9 protein-coding genes and 1 pseudogene are annotated in these 15,837 nt (G+C 67.0%); 3 read left to right on the top strand and 7 right to left on the bottom strand.

The features are described from left to right. Positions 1–20 precede the first annotated feature (20 nt). From F3087_RS34300 to F3087_RS34270, 7 genes and pseudogenes are all read right to left on the bottom strand, one after another. Positions 21–1,493: a M28 family peptidase gene (locus F3087_RS34300; RefSeq protein ID WP_150406271.1), complete on the bottom strand. Its 1,473-nt coding sequence runs from the start codon at positions 1,491–1,493 to the stop codon at positions 21–23. Then, the gene (locus F3087_RS34295; protein WP_150406270.1) at positions 1,490–7,564 is read right to left on the bottom strand and encodes a condensation domain-containing protein; all 6,075 of its coding nucleotides are present in this window, start codon (positions 7,562–7,564) and stop codon (positions 1,490–1,492) included. Before F3087_RS34295 ends, F3087_RS34300 begins: the two co-directional genes overlap by 4 nt. Beyond that, entirely contained in the window at positions 7,561–8,766 is a 1,206-nt protein-coding gene (locus F3087_RS34290; RefSeq protein ID WP_223885563.1) for an MFS transporter, read from the bottom strand. The genes F3087_RS34295 and F3087_RS34290 overlap by 4 nt, the downstream gene beginning before the upstream one ends. Before the next feature lie 56 nt (positions 8,767–8,822). Continuing rightward, positions 8,823–9,548 (bottom strand): annotated as a pseudogene (locus F3087_RS34285) (thioesterase II family protein); the annotation flags it as partial. Between the two features lie 4 nt (positions 9,549–9,552). Beyond that, positions 9,553–10,824, bottom strand: a complete 1,272-nt coding sequence (locus F3087_RS34280; protein ID WP_223885561.1) for a cytochrome P450 — start codon at positions 10,822–10,824, stop codon at positions 9,553–9,555. Then, complete coding sequence (locus F3087_RS34275; protein WP_223885560.1) at positions 10,821–12,533, bottom strand: non-ribosomal peptide synthetase; 1,713 nt, start codon at positions 12,531–12,533, stop codon at positions 10,821–10,823. The genes F3087_RS34280 and F3087_RS34275 overlap by 4 nt, the downstream gene beginning before the upstream one ends. Before the next feature lie 701 nt (positions 12,534–13,234). Then, a complete protein-coding gene (locus F3087_RS34270; RefSeq protein WP_150406269.1) occupies positions 13,235–14,203 on the bottom strand; it encodes a LysR family transcriptional regulator in 969 nt (322 codons plus the stop codon). Between the two features lie 196 nt (positions 14,204–14,399). On the opposite strand from F3087_RS34270, the gene F3087_RS34265 reads away from it, so the two are divergent. Genes F3087_RS34265 through F3087_RS34255 form a run of 3 tightly spaced genes read left to right on the top strand, consistent with a single transcriptional unit; the run spans position 14,400 to position 15,720 of the window. Continuing rightward, positions 14,400–14,828, top strand: coding sequence for a DUF4267 domain-containing protein (locus F3087_RS34265; RefSeq protein ID WP_150406268.1), 429 nt, complete (start codon positions 14,400–14,402; stop codon positions 14,826–14,828). Further along, on the top strand, positions 14,825–15,325 hold the full coding sequence (locus tag F3087_RS34260; RefSeq protein WP_223885559.1) for an anthrone oxygenase family protein: 501 nt from the start codon (positions 14,825–14,827) through the stop codon (positions 15,323–15,325). The genes F3087_RS34265 and F3087_RS34260 overlap by 4 nt, the downstream gene beginning before the upstream one ends. Continuing rightward, positions 15,322–15,720: a DUF2871 domain-containing protein gene (locus F3087_RS34255; RefSeq protein WP_150406267.1), complete on the top strand. Its 399-nt coding sequence runs from the start codon at positions 15,322–15,324 to the stop codon at positions 15,718–15,720. The genes F3087_RS34260 and F3087_RS34255 overlap by 4 nt, the downstream gene beginning before the upstream one ends. Positions 15,721–15,837: the final 117 nt, after the last annotated feature.

Genomic DNA, 15,837 nt, shown 5'->3' with positions numbered 1-15,837 from the left:
TCGTCGTCCCTCCGCTGCGGCTAGCGCACGCCGTTGATGTCCTCGGTGCTGACCGCGAACCGGCCGGTCGCCCACGCGAGCGCGCGCCCGAACTGGTCGAAGCTGGTGCGATTGATGTTGTCCAGGTTGTCGCAGGCCTGGTGGTAGCAGCGGTCGAGCATCTCGCCTTCGACGCCGCCGAACATCTGCACCCAATCGGCCTTCTTGACCGTGTCGGCGCCGCCGTTGACGCCGCCCGCCGCAATGCCCGCGTCGATGAACGGGGAATGGTCGGAGCGGCCGTCCAGGATCAGTCCGACGGTCGGCAGATTCCGCTCGGCGAAGTATCCGTTGATCAGGGCCGAGATCTGGTCGGAGCCGGCCGGTCCCGAACCGTTGGCGGTCTTGCCGTTGTAGACCTGACGGGCGAAGTTGGGTGAGCCGATCATTTCCGCGTTCAGATACAGCGCGGTGTTCTTGCGCTGCTCGGGGGAGAGCCGATCGACGTAGAACTGCGAGCCTGCGAGGCCCTTCTCTTCGGCGGCCCACCAGGCGAAACGCACCTTGTTGCGGACCTGATCGCGGTACGGGGCCAGCCGCAGCGCCGTCTCCAGGTTCACCGCGGCGACGGAGCCGTTGTCGTTGATGCCGGGTCCGGTATCGACGGAGTCCAGGTGCGCGCCCACCACGATCATGTTGTCCGCGCGGCCGGTTGGGGTGTCGGCGATCAAATTGAAGGTGTTGGTCTGGATTTCGGCGCCGCGCAGGTCGAGGGTGAGCTGCACGGGGCCGGCCGTGACCTCGCCGATCAACTGCTCGGCTTCACCGCGGGACAGGGTCGCGGTGGGGATGCGGGCATCGGCGGGCGGGACCATCCGGTAGCGCAGATTGAGCGTCGGGTTCGGGGTGTCGCCGTTCATCAACATGGCTGCCGCGCCGACTTCGGCGGCCACCAGCTGCTTTTGGGTTATGAAGCAGTCGCCCACCCGGACCAGCACGATCTTGCCGCGCACATCGGTATTCGCGTAATCGTCTGCGCTGCAACCGGTGTCCTTGCCGGTGGGCAGGCTCAACGCGGCGTTGAGGCCGCCGTTCGGGGTGGGGCGGGAGAATCGGGCGATCACCGGGTGCAGCGGGCGGGCCTGCGGTGCGGTCACCGAACCGGTCTCGGACTGAATGTCGTAGTCGGGGAAGCTGAATTGCTGCCGCGTCACCTGGTATCCGGCGGCGGTGAGCCGCGCGGCGAGATACTGGGCACTCGCCTCGTAGGCGGGCGAGCCGGACAGGCGGTTCCCGCCGAGGGCCATGGTCAGGCCGGAGATCGCGGTGAGGTGCTGCCAGGCGCCGTCGCCGGAGACCTCGTTCGCGAGCCGGTCGGCGAGTGCGCGATCCCCGGGGTCCGCGGCGGCGGAGATGGCCTGTGCGCCGAGCAGCGCCGCGGCCGTCAGCACGACGATGCCTTTCAAGGCGAAGTGATTGCGCCGCAGCCGGATTCGGCCTGACAGTATCCTCATCTGGTAACTCCTGTTTCCTGGTGAATCATTGGTGCGGGCGTGGCCGAGGCCGTGCCGAAGGCTTCTGCGAGCGCGAGAATTCGTTCGGGGGTGAACAATTCGCCGCTGTAGCGCCACTGCACGCGGACCTGGTCGGCGACGAGCATGGGGTAGACCTCGATCGCGCAGGGTCTGGGCATGTTGTCGGGGCGGTCCTGGCCGACGAGGTCGTTGTCGGCGTTGGTGAGTGCTTTGGTCGGGTCTTTCTCTGCGGACAGGAATTCGGGGGTGCCCCAGAAGGAGAACTGCACAGCCGGGGTGCCGACCTGGTCAAGGGCGGCACGTACGGCTGCGTCTGGGTGGAATCGGCGGAGAGGCTCGAAGTCGAAGCCGCGCCCGGGGATCGAGCGGAGCTGCGAGGCGACGAAGGCGGCGTGGTCGGCGGGGGTGCGGCGGCCGGGGAGGCCGAGGGCGAACGGGTAGGTGGTGTTGAAGTAGCCGACGGTGCGGCCGAGGTCCAGGTCGTCGAACAGGTCCTCGCGGCCGTGGCCGACGAGTTGGATGGCTATTTCGCCGCCGCGTACGTCGAGCCACCGCTGTAGGGCGGCGCCGAGGGTGGCCAGGAGTTGTTCGGCTCGGCTGAGGCCGGGAACCTGTTCCGGGGCTCGGAATTCGGTGACCAGTTCGCCGGTGTTGCCCTCGACGCCGAACGACTCGTGGTCGGCGAGACGTAGTTGGGTGGCGTCGCCCCAGGAGCGGTCCAGCCAGTAGCTGGCGTCGAAGGTGGCCGGGTTGGTGCGGACCAGGTTTGCCAGTCGTCGGGCCCAGTCGAAGTAGCTGGAGCTCGGTGGGGGGAGTTCGGCGGTGTTCGTTCCGTCGAGTAGGGCCGAAAGGTCTTCCGTCACAACGTTCCACGAGTAGAGGTCGACCATCGTGTGGTGGATCACCAGCACGAGTTGGTCGTCTTGGCTCGCTGGGGTGCGGAAGACGCCGGCTCGGCAGACGGGGCCATCGGACAGGCTCAGTGTGCGGTGCAGTTCGGTTGCCGCGTTGTGCACCCGGTTCGGTAGATCGGCGGGATCTGCTGTGGTGAGGTCGAATTCGGTGACTTCGGGTAGTGCGCCGTCGGGTAGCAACTGCCATTTGTCATCGACGGTGCGCAGTCGGGCGCGTAGGGCGGGGTGGCGGTGCGCCAGGTCTCGTACGCCGCGCTCGACGATTTCGGTATCCGTGTGGTGTCGCAAGGTGTAGCGCACGCCGTGGTTCCAGTGATCCGGGGTAGGTACGCCGCGGGCGAGGAATTCCAGCTGTGGTGGGGTCGGGTCGGCCGCGGTGTGCTCGTCCGGCTGGACCGGGGGAGTCGCGCCGGAATCGGTTTCGGCTCGGATGCTTTCGCGCTCGGCGATGGTAGCGGCGACAGCGGCGATCGTCCGGAGTTGGAGGATGTAGCGCGGGCGCAAGGCGATTCCGTTGGTGCCCGCGTCGGCGGCGATGGCGATTGCGGAGATCGAGTCGCCGCCCAGGTCGAAGAAGTCGTCGTCGATCCCGATCCGGTCGCGGTGCAGATAGTGGGACCACATCGCGCATAGTCGTTGCTGTAGAGCGGTATCCGGTGCGGCGAATGCGGCGGTCGTCTGGGTGGTGTTGGCCTGTGCCGGCCGACGACGAGGCGTTGGCGCGATGCCGATCGACAGGGTGTGTACCGGTGTGTCCGGTGCCAGTGATGTCAGGCGGTCCAGCAATGTTTGGTATGCGTCGGCCCAGGCGCGAATCGTGCTGGCGCGGAACATCGTCGGGTCGTATTGGAGGCGGCACCGCAGTTGGCTGCCGTATTCCAGGACGGTGACCGCGATCGGGAACGCGGCGCCACCCTGTCCGACGTCGAGCAGTTCTACCGCCGGGCCGTCGGAACCCAAGCGCTGCAACGGTTCTACATCGCTGGTGACGGTGAACATGGTTGACGCCAGTGGGTCCGCGGAGTTGGGGCGCGCCAATCGCCGGAGGCGGTCGGTGGGCAGGTCCTGATGGTCGAGCGCGCGTAGCGAGGCGGTGCGGACCGCGGTGAGCAAAGCGGTGATCGACTGCTCGGGCTGCACCGTCGTTCGCACGACCAAGGTGGTGGCGTAGTTGCCGACCACCGGTTCATCGATGGGTTTGCGTCCGGCGGCCGGGAATGCCACACAAACGTCCTGCTCGCCGGTGATCTGGCGGAGCAGTGTCATCCAGGCCGCCAAGAGCACGGTGTTGAGGGAACAGCGCTCGCGCCGGGAGAGTTCGCGCAGTCGTGTGGCGCGATCGCTGTCGATCGGCAGCACAAGTTCGCCTGTGCCGTCGGACATTTCGCTTGTCACCTGATCAGGCGGCAAGGGCACATAGGGTGCGCCGGACAGATATCCCGACCAGAAGTCGATCAGGTCGGCTCCCGCCGGCCCGTCCAGGAGCGCTTGCTGATCGGCGACGTAGTCGACATAGCGGCGCTCCGGCATGGGCAGCGCGCTCGGATCGCCGCCCAATTCAGCGAACAGCAGACCCCACGACCAGCCGTCGACGAACAAGTGGTGAAAGATCGGCAGCAGGACCTGCTGCTCACCGTCGCGAAACTTGGCGCGCACCAGAAGATATCGACTCGACGGACCATAGGGCGACAGTGGTTCGGCGACGACCTCCCGCAGTCGATCCAGCAGTTCCGCGCGGCCCTCGGCCGCGGCGACACCGGTCAGATCGACCACCCTCTCGGTGAGCAGCACCTGCGCCTCATCAACAGGCGTGACCACCTGCCTGGGGCCGTCGACGGTGTCGACAATCCGCGCGCGCAGCATCGGATGCCGCGCAACAACGCCCCGCAGGCGCTCGGTGAGCGCCGCACTGTCCACCTCGCCGTCGACCAGCAAAGCAGCAGGCACGTTGTAGGCACCGGTGTCGGGATCGAGCCGATCGGCAGCCCAAATCGCCAGCTGCTGCCCGGACAACGGTCCTTCGTCAGCCCGCGAGCCGCCCGCCGACGAGACAGCTGTCGGCCCGTCGTGAGTCCGCCCGTCATACGCTGCGGTCAATGGGTCGATCGTGGTGTCCGGCTCATCATGAGCCTGCCCGCGGCTGGTTGCTGTGGACCCGTCCGGGGCCGGCGTTGCGTTTGCGCCGTCCTGCGTAGTGGCGGAAGGGGTTTCACCGACCAATTCGGCGACTGCGGCGGCGGTTTCGCCCAGATCCTGATAGTCGTACAGGTCGAGGACGCCGAGGTCGGTGCCGAACCGCTCGTTGATTCGAGCGACCCACTGTGCCCCGTTGAGCGAAGTACCGCCGACGTCGAAGAAGTCGTCCTCGGCTTGCAGCCCCGGCTCCTTGAGCACCTGCCTGGCCAGCTCGATCACTATCTCCACCACGGAGTGGTGGGGTGGAAGGGCGGTTGATGCATCGGCGGCCGCGGCGCGTGATGTGCCGTCCGCGAGCGGCGGGTTGTCGATGTGTGTCGTGCCATCGGCGACTAGTGCGGTGCCGCTGAGGGTAGTGGTGGAAGGGGCTTCACCTACCAACTCCGCTACTGCCGCAGCGGTCTCGCCCAGATCCTGATAGTCGTACAGGTCCAGCACGCCGAGATCGGTGCCGAACCGCTCGTTGATCCGGGCGACCCATTGCGCCCCATTGAGGGAGGTGCCGCCGACGTCGAAGAAGTCGTCTTCGGGTTGTAGTCCCGGCTCTTTGAGCACTTCTCTCGCCAGCGCGATCACGACCTCGGCGACCGAGAGTGCCGAGTGTTGTGATGCGTCCGAAGCCGTAGTGGTGGCTGTGTTCGTCGACGGAGCTGCGGTGGTGGTCGGTACACGCTTGGGGGCGGTGTCGGTGAACGATGCGTCGTCAGCCACTGTGCCGATGACAGGCGATGCGGCGCTGGACGCGGGTGTGGCGGTGGATGGCGCACCGGCGGATGTTGCGCCGACTGTAGGTGTCGGGGGTGTGGCGACGGTAGGCCAGCAGTGCACTTCGGCCATCGGGGCTACTGGGAGTTCGAGTCGGCGGTGTAGTGGTTGGCCTAGCGCGCCGCGCCAATTCAGCTGGTGCCCTGCGAGATACAGGCGGCGGAGTGCGTCGGCTGGAGTTGAGGCGATTGCGATGGACGGGTGATCGGACAGCAGTGTCGATAGCTCGGTGCCTGGGGCTGGATCGATGATGACCGGGTTGGCGGGCAGGCTGGACATGGCCTTGGTGAGGGCGTCGGCTCTTGGTGGGCGGGGCGCGACGATTTCGGCGGCGAGGGCGGTTGGCAGGTCTTCGTCGCCACCGGCAACTCGGGCTGCGGTCGCGCCGATTCCATGGGTGAGCAGTAGGTCTGGTTTGACTCCAGCGTCGGTGAGGACTTGGTGTGTGCCGATCAGCCAGATCAGTCCGCGTTGTGCAGGTGTCCAGTCTGTCTCTGCCACATGAGCTTTGGCGCTGGCGATGATGCGGGCGAAGGCCGGGAATGCGTCGGCGGTGGCTTGCAGCTGGTCGGCGGGTGCATCGGTGATATCGCCGAGGGCGACGACTACGGGGGTGGGATCCGGTGGTCCTTGCTGGTTGCCGGACGGTGCCGTCAAGGTGTCGGCTAGCTGCTCCAGGAGGTCCTTCGCATCGTGCACCAACCAGGCGTGTCGGTGCGCGAAATGCTCACGGCCCACGGACAATACGGCCGCGGCGGTGGTGAGATCGAACGAACTCGGATCGGCGGCGATCTGGTCGTGCAGGGCTTGCGCCTGGGCGCGCAGGCCGGCGCTGTTGCGGGCTGAGAGCACGATGACGTGGGCTCCGGACGACGTCGCGCTCGCGGATTCTGTCGGCTCCGGTGCCTGCACGATCATGTGTGCGTTGGTGCCGCTCAGCCCGAAGCTGCTGATGGCGGCGTAACGCGTGTCGCCGGTCCACTGCTCAGCGCGATCGGCGATGTGCAGCGGCGCACCGTCTATGTCCAGCAACGGATTCGGCTGTTCAAGGTGTGCGGTCGGGAAGATCTCACCGGCTCGGAACTGCGCGAGAATGCGGACCAGTCCGGCGAACGCGGCCATGCTGCCGAGATGACCGACGTTCGCCTTGATCGAGGAGACGGCGGGTCCAGCGCTGTCGAGCTGACCGGCGTACGCGTCGAGCAGTCCCTGGATCTCGATCGGGTCGCCGATCTTGGTGCCGGTGCCGTGCGCCTCGACGTATCCGATTGCGGCAGCCGATATTTCCGCGTCACGCAGGGCCGCGGTGATGACCTCGGTCTGGGCCTGCGGACTCGGCGCGGTGAGCCCCGCGCCGCGCCGCGCGTCCTGATTAACCGCACTGCCGCGGAGGATCGCGTGCACCGTGTCGCCGTCGCGCAGGGCGGCGTCGAGCGGCTTGACCAGGACGAAACCGCCGCCTTCGCCGTAGGTGGTGCCGTCGGCGCTCGCGTCGAACGGTCGGCACCGATCCACCGGGGAGAGCACGCCCATGCCGTCGGCGCTGCGCTGCGGTAGTGCACCGAGGACCAGCTCGTAGCCGCCGACCAGCGCCAGATCGCTTTCGCCCCGGGCGAGTTTCCAGCGCGCCTCGTGCAGCGCGACCAGGAAGGACGAGCACGCGGTGTCCACCACCTGCGCCGCGCCGCGCAGATCCAGGTGATACGCGATGCGCCCGGCGGCGTAGGCGTGCAGGCTGCCGGTCTTGGCCTGGCCGCTGTGCCGTTCCTCGGCAGGCAGTAGGTCGGACAGGCTCGGATGCGGAGCGCCGTACCCGCCGACCAGCACCGCGGTATTCGTCCCGGCCAACTCCGCGGGCGCGTAGCCCGCATGCCCGATCGTGCGGCACGCGAGTTGCAGCATGCGCCGCTGCCGCGGGTCGATCAGCTCGGCTTCGGCCTTGGCCAGGCCGAAGTAGCGGTAGTCGAATCCGGTGATGTCGTCGATCCAGCCGCCGTCCCGGTCGGTCGCGGACCGGGCCACGCCGGTGGCCTCGGCCCGCTCGTCCGGGAAGCGGTGCATGGCGTCCCGGCCGTGGCGCAGCAGCGTGGTCAGCGCGGCCCAGTCGGGACAGCCGGGTAGTTCGAAGGCGACGCCGATCACGGCGATTGCCGCTGCGTCCTCGCGGGTTTTCATAGCCGTGTCGTTTCTTTCTCGGTGGTCATCGCCCGGACCTCGGGCAGCGCGATGATCGCCAGGTTGACCACCGCGACCAGCGCCGCCATGGTCAGCAGCGGGACAGCGTTGCCGACGGCCGCGGCGATCGGGGCGGCCACGGACATGCCGAGCGGGCGGGCGGCCAAGGACAGCAGGACGTCGTAGGAATCGGCGCGGGCCAGCGCTTCCGGCGGGAACTCGCGCTGCATCGTGGTCTGCCACACCGTGTTCAGCAGCCCGACGCCGAGCATGGCGGCACCGTAGGCGAGGGCGTCTACCCAATTCGGTAGCAGCGCGGCGAAGCTGATCATCGGCAGGGCGAACAGCGTCCCGCACAACGAGGTCAGCACCAGCGGACGCCGCGCCCGCAGCCGGGGCGCGACCAGCGAGCCGATCACCAACCCGGCCATCCCGGCCTGATAGATCAGCACCCAGGACACCTCGCCGCCCAGCGAGTGCACGGCGATCAGCGGGCCGAGCGTCATGAGCACGCCCGCAGCGAGATTCGAGACGCCGTGACCGATCAGGTTGGACCAGAACCACGCTCGGCTGCGTACCTCGAGCCAGCCGTCGGCCAGCTGCCGGAAGAACGTCACCGGATGCTCGATCGCCGGCTTGGGTGCGATCCGGAGTCCGCCGAGGGTGCATGCGGCCACCGCGAACAGCACGGCCGTGGCGATGAATGTCCAACCCGCGCCGACGGTTACGGTCAGCACGCCGGCCACGCCGGGTCCGGCGACCAGGGTGACGCCGCGGACCACGCCGAGATAGCTGTTGGCCTGCAACCGATGTGCCTGCGGCACCGTCGCGAAGACCAGGGGCGACATTGTCGGCATGCCGAAGGCGATGCCGATGCCGGTGATCGCCGAGAGGATCACCAGATCGGTGATTCTTACTACGCCGCAAAGCAATTCGATGCCGATGCCGAGCTGTGCGAGCCCGCGGGTCAGGTCCGCGGCGAACGCCACCTTCTGCGGCGGGTATCGATCGGCGAGCACGCCGCCGATCGGCAGTAATACCAACTGCGGCAACATCTCTGCCGCGAGCACGATGCCCAGGTCGCTGCCCCGGCCGGTGGCGTCGAGCACCGCGAGGGTGAGCGCCATCGGCACCAGGGCGGTGGCCAGGAAGGACAACGTGCGACCGAGCAGCAGGCGGCCGAAACCGGGTACCTGCGCCATGGTTTTCAGCATTGGCACGTCCCGTGCGCATGCGCGAACGGTTCGGAAAGATGTTCCAGCAAGGGTTCCGGCGCACTGAGGAAGTCGTAGTGACCGCCCTCCACCACCGGGAACCGGACGTCGGCCGAATAGTGTTGCCAGCCACGCAGTTCCGCCGCGGTGACCTCCGGATCCGCGGACCAGTGCAGCACGGTGATCGGGAACGGCACCTCGATCGGCGCGGACCTGCGATAGACCCGATTGGCGGTCAGATCCTCGTGCAGGATGGCCAGGCCCAGCTCGATCAACTGCGGGTGCACCAGCCCGCCGCGGGTGGCGGTGAGGAATTCCAGTTCCGCGCGCAGTTCGTCGTCGGACATGTCCAGGAACCGGTCGTGCGGGCAGTCGTGCGGCGCGACCTGCGCGGAGACGAACAGCTGCCGCGGCGTTGGGAGCCCGCGTTCGGCCAGCAGCCGCGCGGTTTCGAAGGCGGGCAGCGCGCCGGCGCAGTGGCCGAAGAAGGCGAACGGCCGATCCAGGTACGGCAGCAGCTGGTCCACCAAGATCTCGGCCAGATCCGCATATGTGCCGTAATGCCGTTCCCGGAGCCGGTTTTCGCGTCCGGGCAGTTGGATGGAGCAGACCTCGATGCCGCCGATGCGGCGCGGCCACTGGTTGAACATGGACCCGCCGACTCCGGAGTACGGGAAGCAGAAGATCCGGGCGGTCGCGTCGTCGTCGGGTAGGCGGAGCAGCCAGCGGGTCAGGGGTGTGGTGTCGCGGAGGGTGGTATCTGAAGTCACTGAGTTACATCCCTTCGTTGAAGTGCCGGCTTTCGCCGGACTGGTTCATCGGGGTCCGGATCAGGAAGTGCGTCATCCCGGCAATGAAGACGGAGGCCAGGTGTTGCGGCGGCGCCACCGGCTCGACGCCGGTGTACCGCCCGAACAACTCTTCGAACAGCACTCGAAAGGTCAACCGCGCCAACGGTGCGCCGAGACAGTAGTGCGGTCCGTGGCCGAAGGCGATGTGGCGGTTGTCGGTTCGGGTGACGTCGAAACGGTACGGGTCGGCGAACACCGATTCGTCGCGATTCGCCGATCCGATCCAGACGGCGACCGCCTCACCCGCCTCGACCAGCCCGCCACTCAGCTCGGTGTCGGCGCTCGCGTAGCGCAGGAAGCTGTTGGCGGGCGAGGTCCAGCGCAGCCCCTCCTCGACGAGCCTGGGGATCAGCGCGGGATCGGCGCGCACGGCCGCCCATTGGTCCGGGTGCTCGCTGAGTGCGAGCAGGGTGCCGCTGACCGTGTGCGGGGTGGTGGCGTTGGCGCCGAGCAGCAGGCTGTAGCAGTTGTAGATGACCTCTTCGTCGGTGAGCGGTGCGCCGCCGGCGTCCATGCTCACCATGTGCCCGAGCAGATCGGCGGTGGGCTCGCTGTTGCGGAGCCGCTTGACCTGCCCCGCGAAATACTCGAACAGCTGGTGGTGGGCGATGGCCAGGGTGGCGAACCCGTTGCGGACCTGGAACTCCGGGTCCTCCGGTGCGGCGGCCATCGCGGTCCACTTGACCAGGTTGTCCCAGTCGGCTTCCGGGACGCCGAGCAGTGCCCCGGCCACGGTCATCGGCAGTTCGTACGCCTGCTGCGCGACATCCCACGCCTCACCGGCCGAGGCCGGCGCCAGAAACCGTTGCACCACAGCGCGAATCCGGTCCTGCCACGCGGCGATCGTGCGCACCGAGAGCTTCGGTTGCAGCGGTCTGCGTAGCTCGGAATGCCTTGGCGGATCGGTGGATACGAGCATCTTGCCGGCCGAGATGTCGCCGTGCCCGAGTTGGGTGAGCACGCTGCCGCGTTCGGAGGTGAAGGCGCGATGGTCGCCGAGCACCCGGCAGGCATCCGCATGCCGGGTGACCGACCGGAACGACCGTCCATCGGGCAGCACCTGGCGATGCAGCGGTGCGTCGGCGCGCATGGCCGCCCACACCGGATGCGGATCGCCGGTGGCGAAGAAATGAGGGTCGAACAGGTTGATCTGCGTCAGGTCGACGGCCGCGCGCACGTCGGTGCTGATTTTCACGCGGAAGGCCGTCCCTGCTCGACAGCCGTGGCCAGACCGGCGGGGGTCGGATCGAGATAGAAGGTGACCGGGGAGACGGCGACGCCGTACTCGCGTTCGAGGTCGGCGGTGATCCGGACGCCGAGCAGCGAATGGCCGCCGAGCTCGAAGAAGTCGTCGTCCGCGCCGATGCCCGCGATGCCGAAATGGTCACTCCAGAGCGTGGTTACGGCCGTTTCCATCGCGGTGCACGGCTCGCGATAGGCGGTGGTCAGCTGGGGGCGTTCGGTGGGCTGGTCGGCGGCCAGGGCTTTCCGATCGATCTTGCCGTTGGCGGTCAGCGGCAGGGCGTCGACGATCCGGATCAGCGTGGGGACCGCGTACGACGGGAGCGTTTCGGTGAGGGTGCGGCGGACGTCCAGGGTGGACAGGGTGTGGTCCGGTTCGCCGACCAGCCACGCGGACAGGCGTTTTCCGCCGCCGCGCTGGTCCTGCGGTACGACCGCGAGTTCAGCGACGCCGGGCAGAGCGGCGATCGCCGCCTCGACCTCACCGAGTTCGATGCGGAACCCGCGGATCTTGACCTGCTGGTCGGCTCGGCCCAGGTAGTCGAGAGCGCCGTTCGATCGGCGTTGGACCAGATCGCCGGTGCGGTACATGCGCTGGCCGGGGATTTCGGCGGCCGGATCGGCGACGAAGGTCGCCGCCGTGAGCGCGGGGTCTCGCCAATATCCCTGTGCCAGACCGGTTCCCGCCGCGTACAACTCACCGTTAGAGACCGGCGTGAGGTGGGTGTCGAGCACCCGGACCGCGGTGCCCCGGATCGGGCGGCCGATCGGAATCGGACCGGACGGTTCGTCGGTAATTGCGTGACAACAAGTGAAGGTGGTGTTCTCGGTTGGTCCGTAGCCGTTGATCACCGTGGTGCCGGTGAGGGTGGCCACGGCCCGCCGGACGTGCGCGGGGGACAGGACGTCGCCGCCGGCGAGCAGATAGCGCAGGCCGCTGAGTTCGTCCAGACCGGCGTCGGTGACCTGCTGGAACAGGCCTGCGGTCAACCACAGGACGGTCACTCGGTAGTGGCCGACGAGTTTGGTCAGGTCGCTGATCGAGAGTTCCGCGGCCGGTGCGAGGACGAGTTGGGCGCCGTTGAGCAGGGCTCCCCAGATCTCCAAAGTCGAGGCGTCGAACGCGATCGGGGCGAACTGGAGGAAGACGTCGTCGGGTGTTACCGCGATGAAGTCGGTATCGACCACCAGGCGTGCTACCGCCTGATGGGGGACGCACACGCCCTTGGGCGTGCCGGTGGAGCCGGAGGTGTAGGCGAGATAGGCCGGGTGCAGGCCGGTGATGGTGACGGGTGCGGGCGGGCCGTCCGGCCGGTCCGTGTCCAGCGATACCGCGGTGAGGTCCGCAGGTAGGTCCCGCGTCTGTCCGTCGTGGGTCAAGACGATCTTCGCGTTCGATCGGTGCAGGACGAGTTCGCGGCGCGGGCGCGGCGAGCGTTCGTCGAGTGCGAGGTAGCCGGCACCCGCTTTAAGAATCGCGAGCAGGCCGACGACGGTGGTAATCCGGCGGCAGGCGTCAATTGCGACGATGTCGCCCGGGTGTACGCCGGACGCTTGCAGATGTCGGGCCAGCGCGTCGGATCGCCGGTCGAGTTCGGCGTAGCTGAGCTGGCCGCCGTCGCCGATAACCGCTACCCGTTCCGGGTGCTGTTTCGCCAGCAATGTAAATCGTTCGCCGATGACCGGCGGGGATGTAAGAGCGTGTTCGTTCACAGTCAGCCTCACAATCCCGGGGATCGCCCGAGACTTTCGCACAGAGAAATCTCACCGGGTGTGGAAAGTCTAATAAACCCGGTGCTGGATATTTGCGGACGGCTCGACCAAAGATGGCGGCCGTGACCTTCCGCAAGGTTTGCCGACGTCAGCCTAGGGCGATGTAGGACGACGTCAGAACGGGTGGAGTTCGGCATATGCGCTGGTAGCGCAGCCGAAATGAGTCAGGTTTAGGACTGTCCGAACCGCGGTGCCTCGACCGGCACCGGAATGTTGCGTCCGGAAAGTCCGTGCATATCTCACCCCCAGTGAGTGCTTGGTGTTCCCCTTATTCCGAGTGGAATCATTACAGTCGATCTTACAAAGTTGCGGCAACCGAATTCACATGTGACTTGCATCACATGGTGATAACAGGCAATAGATCCTTCATTTTTGCCGGAATAACACCCTGGACATATAAGTCGGAATAAACTCTTACAAGACCGTAGTTTTCGGGGGTAATGTTGACATGTCTTCTACATAGGCGACTGGTCGGTATCTTATACGGGTGAAAACGGAGGATTTCGACCGATTAATTGCGGGGGCGGCGAACCGATCAGCGTTCTGATCGGGAATCCGGGCGCCCACCCGAAGCCTCGATCGCGCGAGACCTACGGGCAGGGCCGACCGCTCGGGGAGCGTAACGAGGCAGTGGTGGCGCCGAGCAGTTCCGCCGATCGCGGTTTGCGGCAGTCGTTCCGGCTGGTCGCGAGCGCCGCCTGATTGAAGGCTCTGATCCGGGCGTTCTCCCGGGATTCGCGCCAGACAAGCCGCCCGTCCAGCGGTGGTGCGTCGTCGATGGGCAGGTAGGTGATGCGCGGGTGGGCGCGGTAGCAGGAACCCTCGTCGCCGAGGATGAACCCGCCCTCGCCCGCCCCGACCAGCGCGGTGGCTTCCTGAAAAGTGTTGGCGGTCTTGCCGTGCCGGATCGGCCGGCCGTCGGGCGTGCGCGTCGGCACCCGATCCTCGGCGACCGCCGGCGGGGTCGAGCCGGGTGCGCCGATCAGCGTGATGCCGGCCAGATCGTTCAGAGATACGGAGTCGCGGGCGGCCAGCGGGTGACCGTTCGGGATGGCGAGCAGGCGCGGGAGGCGGCGCAGGACCGGGCCGACGCCGAGGCCGGTCCCGTCCACGGGGTGGAACAGGAACACCATCTCGACCAGGTCGGCGCGCAGCGCGGAGGTGCCCTCGTACAGCGGCAGTTCCCGGATTCGGACCTCGGCGCCGGGATGGTCGTCGGCGAACCGGTCGGCCGCCTCCAGCAAGAAGGTGCTGGCGCCCGCGCCGACGAAGCCGATCTCGAGTACGCCGGGCACGCCCCGGCCCGCGGTGGTCGCGCGCTCGACGGCGAGTTGGATCAGATCGTGGCCGGGGCGCAGGTCGTTGAGGAACTGCCGGCCCACCGGGGTCAATGTCACCCGGCGGCTGGTGCGTTCGAACAGCGGGGCGCCGATGCGGCGTTCGAGCGACCGGATCGTCTGGCTCACCCGTCCGGTCGAAACCTTCAGTCGCTCAGCGGATTTGCCGAAATGCAGCTCGTCGGCCAGCGTCAGGAAGGCCTCGATCTCGTACCGCTCCATCGCTGCTCCGTCTCGCTCGTTGCGGTGCCCGCCGTCTCGAGGGCTCCACTAACTACCGCCGGGGCGGGCGATTTGTTCCTTCCGGTCGATCGTTGAGCGGGGGTAAACGCCGGTTGATCGATACGTCATTGTTCCCGGAACTCGTGTTCTGAATCCTTGATCAGGCAGTTCAACGATCGACATCTGGAGCACGAGCTTGAATCTCTCCCGCACGGCCACCGCACTTTCGCTGATCGGTGCCGCGTTCATCATCTATGTCGGCATCAGTTACGTGTTGACGCCGACGTCCATGGCCCCGCAATTCGGGCTGCCCGAATGGCCGCAGGGGGATGCGGTTGCCTTCTTGAACCTCAAGGGCATTCGCGATATCACGAGCGGGTTGGTCATCCTCGCCTTGCTCGCGGTTCGGCAGCGATTCGCGCTGGGTGTCGTCACCCTCGTCATCGCGCTGAACCCGTTGGGCGACACGGTGACTGTGCTCTGTTATTCGGGGTCGACGGCGACCGCGCTCGGCGTGCACGGGCTGACCGCGGTTCTGGTCGCGCTCACCGGTGGGCTGTTGCTGCGCGAGCAGAGTGTGCGGCGGATCTCCGGTCAGCCGGCGGTTGCCGGGGCGTCGCAGTGAAAGCGGCGCGCGCGGCCACCCTGGTTGTGGCCGCGGTTCTGGCCGGTTTGATGGCGGGGTTGTTCGCCGGGTTCGCCTACTCCGTGATGCCTGCCCTGCGGCGTAGTAGCGACGGTGTTTTCGTCGAGGTCATGCAGAACATCAATGTGGTCATCGTGAACCCGCTGTTCATGGTCTTGTTCATGGGCGGGCTGGTGGCCGCGGTGGCTGCCGTACTGACGAATTGGCGGCCCGGATCCGCGGCGGTGCGCAATTGGGCGGTCGCCGGGTTCTTTTGCTATCTGCTGATGTTCGCGATAACGACCGGTATCAGCGTTCCGCTCAACGACAAGCTGGCGGCCGCGGGCGACCCCGCGCAGATCGCCGATCTGGCCGCGGTGCGGGCGCAGTTCGAGGGACCGTGGGTGGCTTGGAACATTGCTCGCGCGGTCGCGAGTGTCGGTGCGCTGGGCTGCTTTGCGGTGGCGCTGTTACGTTTTCGGCGTGGGGCGCTGTGAAGAAGGTCTATTACGCGGCGCACGCCTACATGATCGTCGGGGTTATCAGTGGTTTGGTATATCGCGAACTCACCAAGTGGTACGACTTCACCGGTGACACCCAACTCGGGGTCGTGCACACACATCTGCTCGCGCTCGGGATGCTGTTCCATCTGATCGTGCTGGCGTTGGCGAAAGTATTCGACCTAGGCGGCAGACTCTTCGACTGGTTCTTCTGGGTGTACAACGCAGGGCTGGCACTGACCGTCGCGGTGATGACCGTGCACGGTGTGCAGACTGTCGTCGGTGCCGACACCAGTGTCGTGATCTCCGGCATTGCCGGACTCGGGCACATCGTGTTGACCGTGGGTCTGATTCTGTTCTTCGTCGGTCTCGGCAAAAGAGTACCGAGCTAGCTGGTCCACAGCGGGCGCATCGCGGGGAAGGTAGTCCGCACTGTCGGCCGACCGACGTTGCGCCGCAGCAGTTTCGAGCAGTGTCTGAATGAATGCGCAGACCCTGGTGGAATCTCC

The sequence above is a fragment of the Nocardia colli genome, assembly GCF_008704205.1.
In the GTDB taxonomy this organism is placed as follows: Bacteria; Actinomycetota; Actinomycetes; order Mycobacteriales; family Mycobacteriaceae; genus Nocardia; species Nocardia colli.
Note: the sequence above shows the minus strand (reverse complement) of the source record. Positions and strands in the feature narration are given on the sequence as shown.

Coding starts and splice junctions, on each gene's coding strand:
- F3087_RS34300 (WP_150406271.1), bottom strand. CDS start 1,493: ATGAGGATACTGTCAGGCCGAATCCGGCTGCGGCGCAATCACTTCGCC.
- F3087_RS34295 (WP_150406270.1), bottom strand. CDS start 7,564: ATGAAAACCCGCGAGGACGCAGCGGCAATCGCCGTGATCGGCGTCGCC.
- F3087_RS34290 (WP_223885563.1), bottom strand. CDS start 8,766: ATGGCGCAGGTACCCGGTTTCGGCCGCCTGCTGCTCGGTCGCACGTTG.
- F3087_RS34270 (WP_150406269.1), bottom strand. CDS start 14,203: ATGGAGCGGTACGAGATCGAGGCCTTCCTGACGCTGGCCGACGAGCTG.